The organism is Methylobacterium sp. AMS5 (assembly GCF_001542815.1).
Taxonomy (GTDB): Bacteria; Pseudomonadota; Alphaproteobacteria; order Rhizobiales; family Beijerinckiaceae; genus Methylobacterium.
This window is the reverse complement of record NZ_CP006992.1, coordinates 234,326-250,046: the sequence shown is the minus strand read 5'-3', so window position 1 is coordinate 250,046 and position 15,721 is coordinate 234,326. Positions and strand designations below refer to the sequence as shown.

12 protein-coding genes are annotated in these 15,721 nt (G+C 68.6%); 3 read left to right on the top strand and 9 right to left on the bottom strand.

The window, feature by feature from the left end:
• Positions 1-4 precede the first annotated feature (4 nt).
• The 7 genes from Y590_RS01145 to Y590_RS25305 form a co-directional block, all read right to left on the bottom strand.
• A complete protein-coding gene (locus Y590_RS01145; RefSeq protein WP_060768286.1) occupies positions 5-787 on the bottom strand; it encodes a glycosyltransferase family 2 protein in 783 nt (260 codons plus the stop codon).
• 60 nt (positions 788-847) lie between these two features.
• On the bottom strand, positions 848-2,380 hold the full coding sequence (locus Y590_RS01140) for a class I adenylate-forming enzyme family protein (protein ID WP_060768285.1): 1,533 nt from the start codon (positions 2,378-2,380) through the stop codon (positions 848-850).
• A 113-nt stretch (positions 2,381-2,493) separates the two neighbouring features.
• Positions 2,494-2,997 (bottom strand): GNAT family N-acetyltransferase, encoded by a 504-nt coding sequence (locus Y590_RS01135; RefSeq protein WP_060768284.1) that lies wholly within the window; start codon positions 2,995-2,997, stop codon positions 2,494-2,496.
• 68 nt (positions 2,998-3,065) lie between these two features.
• Entirely contained in the window at positions 3,066-4,163 is a 1,098-nt protein-coding gene (locus tag Y590_RS01130; RefSeq protein ID WP_060768283.1) for a microcin C ABC transporter permease YejB, read from the bottom strand.
• Between the two features lie 91 nt (positions 4,164-4,254).
• Positions 4,255-6,129, bottom strand: coding sequence for an extracellular solute-binding protein (locus Y590_RS01125; protein WP_060768282.1), 1,875 nt, complete (start codon positions 6,127-6,129; stop codon positions 4,255-4,257).
• Positions 6,126-8,051 carry an extracellular solute-binding protein gene (locus Y590_RS01120; RefSeq protein WP_060768281.1) on the bottom strand — a complete coding sequence of 642 codons (1,926 nt, stop codon included), beginning with the start codon at positions 8,049-8,051 and terminating at the stop codon, positions 6,126-6,128. Before Y590_RS01120 ends, Y590_RS01125 begins: the two co-directional genes overlap by 4 nt.
• A gap of 172 nt (positions 8,052-8,223) precedes the next feature.
• Positions 8,224-9,093 carry a c-type cytochrome gene (locus tag Y590_RS25305; RefSeq protein ID WP_083530722.1) on the bottom strand — a complete coding sequence of 290 codons (870 nt, stop codon included), beginning with the start codon at positions 9,091-9,093 and terminating at the stop codon, positions 8,224-8,226.
• A gap of 305 nt (positions 9,094-9,398) precedes the next feature.
• Between Y590_RS25305 and Y590_RS01110 the strand changes: the two genes are divergently transcribed.
• Both Y590_RS01110 and Y590_RS01105 read left to right on the top strand, forming a co-directional pair.
• A complete protein-coding gene (locus tag Y590_RS01110; protein ID WP_060768280.1) occupies positions 9,399-10,142 on the top strand; it encodes a 3-deoxy-manno-octulosonate cytidylyltransferase in 744 nt (247 codons plus the stop codon).
• Between the two features lie 16 nt (positions 10,143-10,158).
• On the top strand, positions 10,159-11,016 hold the full coding sequence (locus tag Y590_RS01105) for a prephenate dehydratase (protein WP_056202167.1): 858 nt from the start codon (positions 10,159-10,161) through the stop codon (positions 11,014-11,016).
• 81 nt (positions 11,017-11,097) lie between these two features.
• Here the strand turns inward: Y590_RS01105 and grpE are convergent, their stop codons facing one another.
• Both grpE and Y590_RS01095 read right to left on the bottom strand, forming a co-directional pair.
• Positions 11,098-11,706 (bottom strand): nucleotide exchange factor GrpE, encoded by a 609-nt coding sequence (grpE, locus tag Y590_RS01100; protein ID WP_060768279.1) that lies wholly within the window; start codon positions 11,704-11,706, stop codon positions 11,098-11,100.
• Positions 11,707-11,797: 91 nt separating this feature from the next.
• Positions 11,798-14,584, bottom strand: coding sequence for a [protein-PII] uridylyltransferase (locus tag Y590_RS01095; protein ID WP_060768278.1), 2,787 nt, complete (start codon positions 14,582-14,584; stop codon positions 11,798-11,800).
• A gap of 159 nt (positions 14,585-14,743) precedes the next feature.
• Here Y590_RS01095 and Y590_RS01090 point away from each other — a divergent pair, with 159 nt between their 5' ends.
• The gene (locus tag Y590_RS01090) at positions 14,744-15,718 is read left to right on the top strand and encodes an aliphatic sulfonate ABC transporter substrate-binding protein (protein ID WP_060768277.1); all 975 of its coding nucleotides are present in this window, start codon (positions 14,744-14,746) and stop codon (positions 15,716-15,718) included.
• Positions 15,719-15,721 lie beyond the last annotated feature (3 nt).

Sequence of the window (15,721 nt, the reverse complement as noted above, 5' to 3'; positions counted from 1 at the left end):
CGGGTCAACCCGGTCGGCGCGGAGTTGTGACACGGCGCTCGTAATGCTTGGCGACGCGCAGGTGGCGCGAGATCGCGTAGTTCATGGCCGTGAGGAAGCCGTAGGCGCCGCGCACGAAGTGGCGTCGGCCGAAATAGGCCTTCAGGAAGTTGCCGGGCAGCTCGACGTAGAGGCGCCAGGCCGGGATCGTGACGCCGCGGGCGTCGAGGTCGTCGGCCTGCTGGTCCGAATAGCGGTTCAGCTTGGCAAGCTGGTCGCCCAGCGAGCGCACCGAGAAATGGTGGATGCGCCCTTTGATCCGCCCGGTGGTGACGCCGGGGCCGAGCACGACCCGGTCGTGGACCGGTGAAGTGGAGTAGGTGCTCAAGTCGCGCCGGTAGAGCCGCACCGGGGTCAGCACGTAGGCCCAGGGGTGGGGGCGTGTCTCGCCCGGGAAAACCTCGGCGATGGCGATGGTCCATGCGGCGTGCGTCGGCGCGCCTTGGGCGAAGACGGCGCGGATCTGCTCGGCGAGGTCGGGCGGCACCACTTCGTCGGCATCGAGGTTGAGCACCCAGTCGTGGCGGCACTGCTCTTCCGCGAAGCGCTTCTGCCGGCCGTAGCCCGGCCAGTCGTTGTGGATCACGCGGGCGCCGAGCGAGGCGGCGAGCGCCTGGGTGCCGTCGGTCGAGCCGGAATCGACCACCACGATGTCGTCGGCCAATGCGCGCACCGCCGCGAGGGTCGCACCGAGGCGGTCGGCCTCGTTCTTGACGATGATGAAGACGGAGATCGGGAGCGGGGCCATGGGTCTCGAAGCGCGCGGGGCCTTCGCTGTACCGGCGCGATTCGGCGCGAACAAGCGCGGCTATGCGACAGCCTCCGCCAGCCGCTTGCGTTGAACCTTGCCGTTGGCGGTGCGGGGCAGCGCCTCGACGAAGCGGACCGCGCGCGGTGCCTTGTAGGCAGCCAGACGTTCGCCGCACCACGCCATCAGTCCCTCCGCGTCGGGCTCGGCGCCGGGGCGCAGAACCACGAAGGCGGCAATGACCCGGAGGTCCACGCGGACGGAAAGCTCCGTCACGCCGACCTCGGCGATGTCGGGATGGCCCGCCAGCACGCCTTCCACCTCGACGGGCGAGACGCGGTAGCCCATGGCGTTCATCAAGTCGTCGTTGCGCCCGTGGAACCAGAGATAGCCGTCGGTGTCGAGGCTCGCGAGGTCGCCGCCGGCAAACCACGCGCCGCGCATCACCGCCGCCTCTTCCTCCGGTCGCTGCCAGTAGCCGAGCATCAGGCCGGGGTCGGAACGGTGGATCGCCAGCAGGCCGGTCTCGCCCGGCGGCAACGGTTCGGGCGGTCCATCGACGGGCAGGATCGCGACGCGGCGTCCCGGTTGCGGCCGGCCGGGCGAACCGGGGCGAACGGGGATGGTCGGGCCGCTCGACACGTAGGTCGAGATCTCGCTCATGCCGAGCGCCTCGTAGAGCGGCTTGCCCGTGGCCTCCGTCCAGGCATCGAGGAGGTCGGCCGACAGGGCCTCGCCCGCGGTGACGCCGTGGCGCAGGCGGGACAGGTCATGCTGGGAGAGGTCGGCGTATTTCAGGATCTGGCGGTAGACGCTCGGCACCGCCGCGAAGATCGTCGCGCCCTGCTCGGCGATCAGGCGAGGCCAGATCCCACGGTCGCGTGGGCCGTGATAGAGCACCGTCGTGGCGCCACAGGCCCAGGGGTCGGTGATGCCGACGCCGAGCGTGTAGGTCCAGTTCATGGTGCCGGCATGCAGCATCACGTCGGCTTCGGTGAGGCCGAGCCAATGCGCGTGCATCGGCCGGCGGCCCCAGATGGCGCGGTGAGCGTGGAGCACGCCCTTGGGACGGCTCGTGGTGCCGGAGGTGTAGACGAGGGTCGCCGGATCGTCGGCGGCGGTATCGGCATAGTCGGCGAGCGGCTCGCCGGCCTTCATCGCCGCGATCGTCTCGGTGTCGAGTCGGAGACAGTCCGCGTCACCACTGGAATCCGAAAGGCCTTGACCGGTCATCACGGCGGCGACGCCGGCATTCTCCATCAGGAAGGCGGCTTCGTCGGCCGTTAGTTGCGGCGAGGAGGGGAGGGCGATGAGGCCGGCGGCGAGCGCACCGAAATAGACCAGCACGTAGTCGGCCTCGTTGCCCATGCGGATCATCACCCGGTCGCCAGCCTTCAGCCCGAGGCCGAGCAGCCCCGCCGCAATGCCGCGCACCGCCCGGTCGGCTTGCGCATAGGTGAGTCGGCTGACCGTGCCGCCGTCGCCCACCATGACGAGCGCCGTCTTGCTGCCGCGCAGCCGGGCATTCTCCGCGAGGCAAGAGCGGGCCGCGTTGAAGCGGGGCGGCGGCTGGCGGTCGTCGGTGCTCGGCACGGCGGGCGTTTCCCGTTATCTCGGCGTTTGCCCCGGTGTCCGATCCTGATCTCTCACGGTCAAGCGGTGCCTCGACCGTGGAACGCTGCGCGGAGGCGCCCGCATGAAGCCGGCTATCGGCGTTTCGGCCGGATTGGGCCGGAGAGGCCGGCGCTCGCCCCGTCCTTGAGTTCAAGCCAGAGGAAGCGCGCGGGATCGACCGGCCCCGGCAGAGCGAGCCGGCCCGCGGGCACCGGCAGGAAGCCGAAGCGGCGGTAATAGGGTGCGTCGCCGACGAGGACGACGAGGCCGTGTCCGGCGGCGCGGGCGGCATCAAGGCTCGCCTGCATCAGGCTCGTGCCGATGCCGCGATCGGAAAAGCTCGGATCGACGGTGAGCGGCCCGAGCACGAGGAGCGATCCGCCTTGCGCCTCGGCCGGGCCGATCCGCACCGAGCCGACGAGATAGGTGCCGACGAGCGCCGTCAGGCAGAGATCGGGCAGGGGCGCGACGCCCTCGCGCAGGCGGTAGGCGGTGCGGGCGAAGCGGCCGGGGCCGAAGGCGCGGGCATGCAGCCGCTCGATCGCCGCGGCGTCGTCCGGATGCTCGGGTCGGATGACGAGGGGGAGGGCGGTCACGGGCGGCGTCCGGCGGCGAATGCGCGCCGATAGCAGCCGGCTGCGCAGTCGGCAAACAGAGGTGAGCGTCAGGCGCCCCGAGCCGAGAAGTCGATGCGCGGATCGATCCAGGTGTAGGTGAGGTCGGAGAGTAGATTCACCGCCAGACCGAGCAGGGAGAAGATGTAGAGCGTGGCGAACACCACCGGATAGTCGCGGCCGACGATGGAGGAGAAGGACAGGAGCCCAAGGCCGTCCAGCGAAAAGATCGTCTCGATCAGCAGCGAGCCGGTGAAGAAGGCGGTGATGAAGGCACCGGGAAAGCCCGCGATGACGATCAGCATCGCGTTGCGGAAGACGTGGCCGTAGAGGACGCGCCGCTCGCTCACGCCTTTCATGCGGGCGGTGACGACGTATTGCTTGCGGATCTCGTCGAGGAACGAGTTCTTGGTCAGCAGGGTCGAGGTGGCGAAGGCGCCGAGCACCAGGGCGGAGAGCGGCAGCACGAGGTGCCACGCATAGTCCAGAGCCTTGCCCCAGAGGCTCAGGGACTCGAAATTCTCGGAGGTGAGGCCGCGCAGCGGGAAGATCTGGAGGAACGAGCCGCCCGCGAACAGGATCACGAGGAGGATGCCGAACAGGAAGCTCGGGATCGCGTAGCCGACGATGACGACCGCCGAGGTCCAGACGTCGAAGCGCGAGCCGTCGGCCACCGCCTTGCGGATGCCGAGCGGAATCGAGATCGCGTAGGAGATCAGCGTCATCCACAGGCCGAGGGAGATCGAGACCGGGAGCTTCTCCTTGATCAGATCCAGCACCGAGACGTCACGGAAGTAGCTGCGGCCGAAATCGAAACGGAGATAGTCCCACAGCATCTTACCGAAGCGTTCGTAGGCCGGCTTGTCGAAGCCGAACTGCGCCTCGAGCTTCTTGATGAAGGCCGGGTCGAGCCCCTGCGCGCCGCGGTACTTCGAACTCTCGCCGCCGCTGCGGGCCGCGCCGCCGCCGAGGTCACCCTGGCCGCCGGTGATGCGCGAGAGCGAGCCTTCCTGCTGGCCCTGGAGCTGCGCCAGCACCCGCTCCACCGGGCCGCCGGGGGCGAACTGGATGATGGCGAAGGTGATGAGCATGATCCCGAAGATCGTCGGGATCATCAGCGCGATGCGGCGCAGGATGTAGGCGAGCATGGAAAATCCTCAGCGTCTCTCACGAAACTCCCACCGCGCTTTCGTCGCCAGGGCGAAAGCCGACGGTGACCGGGCGTTTCGTGAGGCACTCTCAGCCCCGGCCGATCCGGCGCGCCCTGGCCTCGTCGTACCACCACAGGCCCGGCACGCCGAGCCCGTAGGTCGGCAGCTTCGCCGGGCGGCCGAACATGTCCCACAGGGCGAGGCGGTACTCGGGCGAGTACCACATCGGAATCCAGTAGCGCCCTGCCCGCAGCACGCGGTCGAGCGCGCGGCAGGCCACCGTGAGGCTCGCGCGCGAATCCGCGTTGGCGATCCGGTCGAGCAGTGCGTCGATCACCGGATCGGTGATGCCGGCGAGGTTGTTGGAGCCGGGGATCGCCGCCGCGCGCGAGCCGTAGGCCTCGCGCAGCTCCGGTCCCGGCGTCGCGTCGCCCGAGGCCGCGCGAGAGGTGATGTCGAAGTCGAAGTCGCGCACCCGCGCCTGATACTGCGCGGCATCGACCGCGCGCTGGCGTGCCTTGATGCCGATCAGCCCGAGATTGCGGATGAAGGGCTGGACGATTGGCTCCCAGACGGAATCCGAATCGAGGAATTCGAACTCGATCGGCGTGCCGCTCGGCAGCCGCAAGGCGCCGCCCTCGCGGGTGCAGCCCGCCTCCTTCAGCAAGGCCACCGCGCGGGCGAGCAACGCCCGGTCCTGGCCCGAACCATCCGGAACCGGCGGCGTCCAGGCTTCGCCGAAGACCTCGGCCGGCACCTGCCCGCTGAAGGGTTCGAGCAGGGCCAGCTCCTCCGCGGCGGGCTTGCCCGTCGCCATCAGGTCTGTCTTCTGGAAGAACGAGACCGTGCGCTCGTAGGAGCCGAACATCGCCGTGCGGTTGGTCCAGGGGAAGTCGAAGCACAGGCCGATCGCCTCGCGCACGCGCGGATCCTTGAACACCTCGCGGCGGGTGTTGAAGAACCAGCCCTGGATGTTGGCCGGCGCGGTGTCGGGCAGGGTTTCGCGCTTCACGCGGCCCTCGCGCGCGGCGGGGAAGTCGTAGCCCGTCGCCCAGATCCGCGAGGTGAATTCCTGGCGGTAGGTGTAGGCGCCGCCCTTGAACGCCTCGAACGCGACCTGCCGATCGCGAAAATACTCGTAGCGGAGCTGGTCGAAATTGTTCTGCCCGACCATCACCGGAAGGTCCGCCGCCCAGTAATCGGTCACCCGCTCCAGCTCGATGAAGCGGCCGATATCGATCCGCCCGACCTGATACGGGCCGGAGCCGAGCAACGGCTTGAGGGTCTGGGCCTCGAAGTCGCGGCCCTCGAAGAACTTGGCCGAGAAGATCGGCAGTCCGGCGACGATCAGCGGCAGATCGCGGCTGCGGCTAGGCGCGAAGCGGACCACCAGGGTCTCGTCGCCCTCGGCGATCGCCTCCGCGACATCGCGGATCACCTGCGCGATCGTCGGGTGTCCCTTCTCCTTGAGGATGGTGAGGGAGAAGGCCGCGTCCCGCGCGGTCAGGGGCGAGCCGTCGTGAAAATGCGCCTGCGGGCGAAGCGCGAAGCGGTAGGTCAGGCCGTCTGGGCTGATCTCCACCGAGCGGGCGAGGAGGCCGTAGAGCGCGTCCGGCTCGTCGAGCGCGCGCACCATCAGGCTGTCGAAGGTGAGATTGATCCCGGCCGCGCCATTGCCGCGGAAGACGTAGGGGTTGAGCGTGTCGAAGGTGTCGAACGCCTGATTGCCGAAGGTCTGGACGAGATGGGTCGAGAAGCGCCCGCCGCGCGGCGCCATCGGGTTCACGTAGTCGAAGTTCGGGAAGTCGGGCGCGTATTTCAGCTCGCCGAAGCTCGAAAGGCCGTGAGTTCCACCATGAGCCTTGCGGACATCCTCGGCGCGGGTCGGGCGGGGCAGGGCGCCCGCGAGCGCCAGCACTCCCGTGCCGAGGACGACGCTCCGGCGGGTCGCGCCCGCGCTCATCGCGGGGCCCCCGTCTTGGCGGCGAGCGCCTCGTCGTACCACCACGTCGTCGGGAAGCCCGAGGCGCCGTATTTCGGCAGCACCGCCGGGCGGCCGAAGCGGTTCCAGCGCAGCGTCCGCGTCGCGGCAGAGGACCATTGCGGCACGACGAAGTTGTGGGAGAGGAGCGCCCGGTCGAGGGCATGCGTGGCGGCGACCAGCGTCTCGCGATCCCGGGCGAAGATCACCTTCTCGATCAGCGCGTCGATGCCGGCATCCTTGATGCCCGCGATGTTGCGCGAGCCCGGCTTGTCGGCCGCTGCCGAACCCCAGAGCTCGCGCTGCTCGTTGCCGGGCGAGAGCGATTCGAGCCAGGTCGACGTGGTGATGTCGAAATCGAAGCTGCGCAGGCGGCTCTGGTACTGCGCCTGATCGATCACGCGGATCGAGGCCTCGATGCCGATGAGCTTGAGCTGCGCGGCGTAGGGCAGGATCACCCGCTCGAACACGTTCTGGAATTCGAGGAACTCGACCGTCAGCGGCTCGCCGGTCGCCTTGGCGACCATCCGGCCGCCCTTCAGCTCGTAGCCGGCCTCGCGCAGCAAGCCCACCGCCTTGCGCAGGTTGGCCCGCGCGGCCTCGGGCGTATCGTTGACGGGGTTGGCGTAGGTCTCGGTGAAGACGCTGCCCGGCAGCTTGTCCCTCACGCTCTCAAGGATCGCCTTCTCCGTCCCGTCGGGCAGGCCGGACGAGGCGAGGTCCGAGCCGTAGAAGTAGGAATCGATCCGGCTGTACAGACCGTAGAAGAGCTGCCGATTCATCTCCTCGAAGTTCAGGGCGAGGTTGAAGGCGCGGCGCACGCGCTCGTCCTTGAACTTGTCCCGGCGCAGGTTGAACACGAAGGCCTGCATGATGCCGGTGCCGCGGCCGGGGAACTCCTCCTTGATGAGGCGGCCTTCCTTCACGGCGGGGAAGTCGTCGTAGGCCGTCGCCCAGTTGCGCGCGATGTTCTCGCTGCGGAAGTCGTAGAGGTCGCCCTTCAGCGCCTCCAGCAGTACGGAGCCGTCGCGAAAGTACTCGAAGCGGACCGTGCCGAAATTGTTGCGGCCGCGGTTCACCGGCAAATCCTTGCCCCAGTAACCGGTCACGCGCTCGTAGACGGCCGAGCGGCCGGCATCGATCTTGGTCAGCCGATAGGGGCCGGAGCCCAGCGGGATCTCCAGGGTCGTCTCGGTGGCGCTGCGTGGCTTGCCGTTCTTGTCGGTGCCCGTCCACCAGTGCTTGGGCAGCACCTGCATCTGGCCCAGCACCTGGGGGAGTTCGCGGTTGCCGGCCTCGCTGAAGCGGAAGACGATTTCGCGCTCGGCCCCCGGCTCGGCCTTGGCCACCGTGTGGTAGTAGGCGGCGTAGAACGGGCTGTTGGCCTTCAGCGTGTCGAAGGACCAGATCACGTCCTCGACGGTGACCGGCTTGCCGTCGTGCCAGCGCGCGTTCGGCCGCAAGCGATAAGTCACCGACTGGCCGTCCTCCGCGATCCGCACGCCCTCGGCGAGGAGGCCGTAGGAGGAGAACGGCTCGTCGCCGGAATCCTCCATCAGCGTGTCGTAGATCTGGGTGATCCCGTTTTCGAGATCGCCCTTCAGGCCGTTGACGATGAAGTTGAGGTTGTCGAAGCCGCCCTGCGAGCCGAGCCGCACCATGCCGCCGACCGGCGCCTTCGGGTCGGCATAATCGAAATGCTGGAAGTCCGGGCCGTATTTCGGTTCGCCGAGCAGCGTCAGCGCGTGGCGCCAACGACCGGATTCCTTGCCGGGTGCCTCCCGCGCCGAGACCTTCGAGGCGGATTCGGCGGGCTCCTGAGCGGAGGCGGGCCCCCGCAGTCCCAGGAGGACGAGCGCTCCGGCGAGGAAGCTGCGGCGGGCAATTACGGCGTTTTCCGTCACGTTGGCGCGGTCTCCCGATCCCGTGAGAGGTCAGTCGGGCGTCGTTCTAGGACGAGCCTGGGGCCGGCGCCACCCGCCGCGAGCGCGCAGCCGGCGCGGCCACGGGCCCGGACATGAAAAAGGCCGGGCTTGGCGGGCCCGGCCTTCTCGAAAACGGGTCCGCCGCTCCGCCTTACGGCTTGGGAGCGTCGTGGTCGGGCTTGGCCGGCGGCTCGGTGGCCGGCGTGGACTCGGAGCCGGGTTCCGCCTTGGTCGGAATGTCCCCCGAAGGCTTGGCCTCGGGTGCCTGCGTCGGGGCGACTTCGTTGCGCTGAGGCTGGACCTGCGGCGCCGGGACCGGGCGGGCGGTGTCCTTGCCGTCGCCCGATTGCGTGTTGCCCTGCGGCGCGTTGGTCTCGGGCGTCTTGCTCTTGTCGCCCGTCGCACTGTCCACCGGCTTGGTCTCGGCCGGCTTCTCGGCTTCGGCCTTCTTGTCACCCGCCGGCGCCGCCTCAGCCTTCTTCTCGGCGGCCGGCAGCGGTTTCGGGCTGTCGGCGAGCGTGCGGAGATAGGCGATGACGTTGGCGCGGTCCGTCGGCGAGCCGATACCGGCAAACGCCATCTTGGTGCCCTTCACGTAGCCCTTCGGGCTCTCGAGGAAGTGGTCGAGATCCTCGTAGGTCCAGGTGCCGCCCTTCTCCTTGAGCGCGGCGGAGTATTCGAAGCCGGCGGCATGCGCCTTCTCGCGCTCAACGATCTCCCAGAGGTCGGGACCGACCTTGTTGGGGCCGCCCTTCTCGAAGCTGTGGCAGGCCTGGCAGGCCTTGGTGCCGCCCTTGCCCTTCTCGGCATCGGCGCTGGCGAGCCGCACGGCGATGGGCTCGGCCTTCGGCGCTTCCGCTGCGGCGCCGCCGCTCTTCGGCTCCGGCTCGGGCAGGGGATAGCCGGCGCTTCCGGCGGGCTTTGGATGATAGATCAGCTCCGCAACGAAGCCCGACCCGACCGCGAACAGGAGGGCACCCAGGACCGCGCCCGCAACCTTGTTCAGCTCGAAGGAATCCATGCTCGACAGCTCCGGCGCGCGGGATCAGGACCCGGCGGATGAGGGCCCGACGGGCAGACGCCGGACTTTGGAGGATTTCAAGGGTGATTAGCCGCTCGGGCCCGATCTTGACAATGGGCCATGCGCGCTGCGCGCTGTCGCACACCGTTATTCGTCACACGCTTCGAGCGAGCGGGCATCTTCGTTGCAGCTCTGCCGCACCGCGGGGGGGAACGCCCGGTCATGACAAGCCGGGCCGCCGCTGCTAGAGCGCTCCCGCGCGCCTGAACCCCTTCCGCCGAAGTTCGTCCGACCCGCCCGAGGCCATGTCCGATCCCCTGATCCTGATTCCGGCCCGCCTCGCCGCGACCCGGCTGCCGTCGAAGCCGCTCGCCGACATCGCGGGCGTGCCGATGATCGTGCATGTCTGGCGCCGTGCCGTGGAAGCCGGCATCGGCCCCGTGGTGGTTGCCACCGACACCGACGCGGTCGCCGAGGCGATCGAGGCGCAGGGCGGGCTGGCGGTGATGACCCGGCCCGACCACCCCTCCGGCTCGGATCGTCTCGCGGAGGCGCTGGAGATCGTCGATCCCGACGGCAACCACGACGTCGTCGTCAACGTCCAGGGCGACCTGCCGACCATCGACCCGGCGATCATCGCCGCATCCGTGATGCCGCTCGCCGACCCGCGGGTCGACATCGCCACCCTCTGCGCGGTGATCCACCGGCCCGAGGAGATGGACGACCCCAACGTGGTCAAGATCATCGGCCACACGGTGGGACCCAACCGCCTGCGCGCGCTCGCCTTCACCCGTGCCCGTGCCCCCTGGGGCGATGGACCGCTGTTCCACCATATCGGCCTCTACGCCTATCGCCGGAAGGCGCTCGCGCGCTTCGTCGCCCTGCCGCAGGGCGAGTTGGAGCAACGCGAGAAGCTGGAGCAGTTGCGCGCGCTGGAGGCCGGCATGCGCATCGATGCGATGATCGTCGAGGACCTTCCGCTCGGCGTCGATACCCCCGCAGACCTCGAGCGCGCCCGTACGCTGCTCGCCATCCGCCGCCTGAACTGAGTCTGCTGAAGCACCGATGACCGACCGCACCATTGCCTACCAGGGCGAGCCCGGGGCCAACTCGCACATCATCTGCTCGCAGGCCTATCCGGGCTGGACCGCTCTGCCCTGCGCCACCTTCGAGGACGCCTTCGCCGCGGTGAACGAGGGCAAGGCGAACCTCGCGATGATCCCGATCGAGAATTCGATCGCCGGCCGGGTCGCCGACATCCATCACCTGATTCCGACCTCGCGGCTGCACATCATCGCAGAGCACTTCCTGCCGATCCACTTTCAGCTCATGGCCCTGCCGGGCGTGGGCGCGGAGCGGTTGACGAGCGTACACAGCCACATCCACGCGCTCGGGCAGTGCCGCCGGATCATCCGGCGGCTCGGCCTCAAGGCGGTGGTGGCCGGCGACACGGCGGGCGCGGCCCGCGAGGTGGCGGAAGCGCGCGATCCCAGCCGCGCGGCCCTCGCCCCGGCCATGGCGGCCGAGGTCTACGGCCTCGACATCCTGGAGCGCGACGTCGAGGACGAGGCGCACAACACCACGCGTTTCGTCGTGTTCTCGCCCGAGCCCGCCGAGTGCGAGCCCGGCAACGGCCCGACGGTGACGAGCTTCATCTTCCGGGTCCGCAACATCCCGGCGGCGCTCTACAAGGCGCTCGGCGGGTTCGCGACCAACGGCGTGAACATGTCGAAGCTCGAGAGCTACATGGTCGAGGGCCAGTTCACCGCGACCCAGTTCTACGCCGAGGTCGATGGCCACCCCGAGGATGACGGCTTGCGCCGGGCCCTCGAAGAGCTGCGCTACTTCTCGAAGGAGTTGCGCATCATCGGCACCTATCCGGCCCACCCGTTCCGCGAGACGACGCGGCAGGCGGCGGAATAGCCAAGGCGCAAACGAAAATGGCGCATACGAAAAAGGCCGGCACAGGGGTGCCGGCCTTTTTCTTCGACGGAGGGAAAAGCGTCAGGCCGCGTCGGCGGGCTTGTCCCTGTTGGCCTCGGGCTTCGGGCCGCCCTTGGAGACGCCGACCAGAGCCGGGCGCAGGGTCCGGTCGCCGATGACGTAGCCGGTCTGCACCACCTGGACGACGGTGCCGTTGGGAACCTCGGTGTTGGGCACCTCGAACATCGCCTGGTGGCGGTTCGGGTCGAAGCGCTGGCCCTTGGGATCGACCACCTTCACGCCGTGGCGTTCCAGCGTCTTGGCGAGATCCCGATCCGTCAGGTCGATGCCCTCGATCAGCCCCTTGAAGGGGCCGTCGGCACCCGCGCGCGCCTCCTCCGGCACGCTTTCGAGCGCGCGGCGGATGTTGTCGGCGGTGTTGAGCATGTCGCGGGCGAAATTCGTCACCGCGTAGGTGCGGGCATCCGCGACCTCGCGCTCGGTCCTGCGGCGCAGGTTCTCCATCTCGGCCAGCGTGCGCAGCAGGCGATCCTTGAACTCGTCGCGCTCTGCGATCGCGGCGGCGAGCGCTTCGGCATCCGCGCCCGCATGCGAGGCACCGGATTGCGGCCGAACCTCCGCCTCCGCGCCGTCGTGCCGCTCCTGCTTCTCCATGTCGTCAGCCATCATCGTGCGATCGATCAGGTCTCGAAGTGTTCCGGGATGGGGCTGATATCATTCGGGCAAACCGCGAAATCAAGCGCACTGCGCGACGGATGGGTCAGAGTTCCCGCGGCGGCGGCGAATCGACCAGGGCGTCGAGCCCTTCCGCGCGGAGCGCAGCGACGTCGCTGGCGAACACCTCCATCACCGCGGCGCGGATCAGGGAGAGGCGGTCGGGCTGCATCACGCGGGTCCCGGTGAGGTCGGTCACGTAGAACACGTCCACCGCCCGCTCGCCGAAGGTCGCCACATGCGCCGAGGTGATGTTGAGGCTCAGGCGGTTGAGCCCCGTCGTCAGCTCGTAGAGCAGGCCCGGCCGGTCGAGTCCGGTAATCTCCACCACCGTCTCGCGGCTCGACAGGGCGTTGTCGATCGACACGTCCGGCGGGACGAGGAAGGTCTTGGGCGGCTGCTTCGGGTGCTTGTCGGCCACGAGTTCGGCAATCTTGATCTCGCCCTTCAGCGCCCGCTCGATCGCCGTGGCGATGCGGCCGGCGCGGCGCAGCTCGTCCTCGTCCCGCTCGAAGGCGCGGGAGATGAAGATCGAATCGAGGGCGAAGCCGTCGGTCGTCGTGAAGATCTGCGCATCGACGATGTTGCCGCCCATGGTCGCGCAGGCGCCCGTGATGATGGCGAGCAGCCGCGGATGATCGGGGGAATAGACCGTCAGTTCGGTCACGCCCCGAACCGGATCGGTCTCGTAGGTCGTGGCGCTGGTGCGGCCCTCCTCCATCACCGTGCGCAGGAAGCGGGCGTTCTTGAAGTGGCGCGTCGAGTCCACCTTGAGCCAGTAGGCTTGGTTGTGGCGCGCGGCATAGGCGTCGAACAGCTCGGAGTTCCAGTCGGAGAGCTGCTCGCGCAGGACCATCTGGATCAGCCGCACCCGGTCGGTGCGAGCGATCTCCGAGTGGCCGCCGGACAGGACGACTTCGGTCTCGTCGTAGAGGGTACGCAGCAGCGTGCCTTTCCAGGCCGTCCACACGCCGGGGCCGACCGCCTTGATGTCGGCGACGGTGAGGATCGCGAGCAGCTTCAGCCGCTCCAGGCTCTGCACCTCGCTCGCGAACTTCTCGATCGTCCTGCGGTCGGAGAGGTCGCGGCTCTGCGCCGTCATCGACATGAGCAGGTGGTGCTCGACCAGCCACGAGACCGTCTCGGTCTCCGCCTGGCTCAATCCGAAGCGCGGCCCGAGCTTGCGGGCGATGGCCGCGCCGGCGATCGAATGGTCCTCGGGCCGACCCTTGGCGATGTCGTGCAGCAAGATCGCGACATAGAGGGCGCGGCGGTTGTGGATCGTATCGATGAGCCGCGAGGCGAGCGGATGCTCGTCGCGCACCCGTCCCGAATCGATCGCCGCGAGCACGCCGAGCGAGCGCAGCAGATGCTCGTCCACCGTGTAGTGGTGGTACATGTTGAACTGCATCATCGCGACGATGCGGCCGAATTCCGGGATGAACCGACCGAGGACGCCCGCCTCGTTCATCGATCGCAGGATCGTCTCCGGAGCGTTCTTCGATGTCAGGATGTCGAGGAAGAGCCGGTTGGCCTCCGGGTCGATGCGCACCGCGTGGGTGATGAGCTTGAGCGAGCGGTTGGCCAGCCGCGCCGCGTCCGGATGGATCGGGAGGTTGTGCCGGTCGGCGAGCCAGAACAGACGGATCAGGTTGACCGGATCGCGCTCGAACGTGTCCTCGCCGCGGATGTTGACCCGGCCGTTGTCGATCCAGAAATCCTCCGCCTCGATCGAGGTCGCGCGGAAGCGGTCGCGGAAGCGGCCGATCCAGCGGTCGAGCACCGGCGTGCGCTTGGCGTGACGCGCCTCCAGCTCGGCGCAGACGATGGCGGTGAGGTCGCCGACATCCTTGGCGATGAGGAAATACGCCTTCATGAAGCGCTCGACACCCGAGAGGCCGCCGCGGGAGCCGAAGCCGAGCCGTTCGGCGATCTTGGGCTGCAGCCCGAACGACAGACGCTCCTCCGGCCGCCCGGTCACGAAGTGGATGTGGCAGCGCACCCGCCACAGGAATTCCTCGCAGCGCTCGAACAGACGGTACTCGTCCGGCGTGAACAGCCCGGCATGGACCAGCTCGGCCTGATCCCGCACCCGGTACGTGTACTTCGCGATCCAGAACAGGGTGTTGAGGTCGCGCAGGCCGCCCTTTCCGTCCTTGACGTTGGGCTCGACGAGATAGCGCGAGGCGCCTGCCTTGGCGACGCGGGCGTCGCGCTCGCGCAGCTTGGCGTCCACGAACTCGGAAGCCGACCCGATCACCAGTTCGGTATCGAAGCGGGTGACCATCTCCTCGAACAGCGCGCGCGAGCCGAACAGGAAGCGGGATTCCAGCAGCGCGGTGCGGATCGTCATGTCGGCGCGGCCCTCGCGCAGGCATTCCTCCACGGAGCGCGTCGCATGGCCGACCTTCAGCTTGAGGTCCCACAGCACGTAGAGCATCGCCTCGACGACGCTCTCGGACCATGCGGTCTGCTTGTAGGGCAGCAGGAACAGCAGATCGATGTCCGAGCCCGGCGCCATCGTACCCCGGCCATAGCCGCCGGTGGCGACGATCGCGAGCTGCTCGCCGGTGGACGGGTTGTCGTTGGGATAGAGGCGCCAGACCACGGCGTCGTAGATCGCCCGCACCACCGCGTCGGTGAGGCGGCTCAGACGTTGCGCGCAGGCGAGGCCGTCGCGTTCTCTCAGGAGAAGCCGCTCGGCATCCGCGTGCCCGGTCTCGATCACCTTGCGCAGCTCGGGCACAAGGAGCCCTCGCAGCTTGGTCGGTTCGCGGGCGTCGCGGTCCAGGGAGGCGACGATCTTTTCCAGGACGGGAACGGGGTCGAACATGGCCGTCCCGTTAGCATGTAAAGCCGGCGGCGGCATCGGTCGGTTGCGTGCAACTCAGCCGTTCTGTTTTGCGGATTTTTCGTTTGACGAAACGAACGTGACTGTTCTAGCCATCAGGCGGATCCGGCAACAAGCCGGGCCGACATGGGAGACAGCCGCATGATTCGACGCCGCACCGTCCTCTCCGCATGCGCCGGATTGTTCGGCCTCCTCGCGATGGGTTCGAACCTGCGGGCTGCCGAAGTGTCCGAGATCCGGCTCGACTGGGCGACCTACAATCCGGTCAGCCTCGTCCTGAAGGAGAAGGGCTTTCTGGAAGAGGCGCTGAAGGCCCGCGGCATCAAGATGCGCTGGGTCCAGTCGCTCGGCTCCAACAAGGCGCTGGAATTCCTGAACGGCGGCGCCATCGATTTCGGCTCCTCGGCCGGGGCGGCCGCACTCCTGGCACGCATCAACGGCAACCCGATCAAGGTCGTCTACGCCTATTCCCGGCCGGAATGGACCGCGCTCGTCACCCGCAAGGACACGGGGATTGCAGGGCCCGCCGACCTCAAGGGCAAGCGCATCGCCGTCACTCGCGGCACCGATCCGCACATCTTCCTGATCCGCGCGCTCCAGGGTGCCGGGCTCACCGAGAAGGACGCCAAGCTCGTCCTGCTCCAGCACGCCGACGGCCGCACGGCGCTCGACCGCGGCGACGTCGATGCCTGGGCTGGTCTCGACCCGATGATGGCCGCCGCCGAGATCGAGAGCGGCGACGTGCTGTTCCACCGCGACGCCGCCGCCAACACCTGGGGCGTGCTCGACGTGCGCGAGGATTTCGCCAAGGCGCATCCCGATCTCGTGCGGGTCGTCATCGCCGCCTACGAGCAGGCCCGTGCTTACGCCCTCGCCAACCCGGATGCCTTAAAGAGCGCGCTCGTCTCGGCCACCAAGCTGCCCGAAGCGGTCATCGCCAAGCAGATCGAGCGCACGGATCTGAGCCAGCCGGCCGTCGGTTCGGCCCAGGCCGACAGCATCCGCGCCGCCGGCCTTGCCCTGCAGCAGGCGGGCGTCATCCCCGCCTCCACCGACGTGGCGGCGGCGGTGGACGGTCTGATCGATCCGCAGTTCAACCCGGCCCCGGCCCGCTGAGCC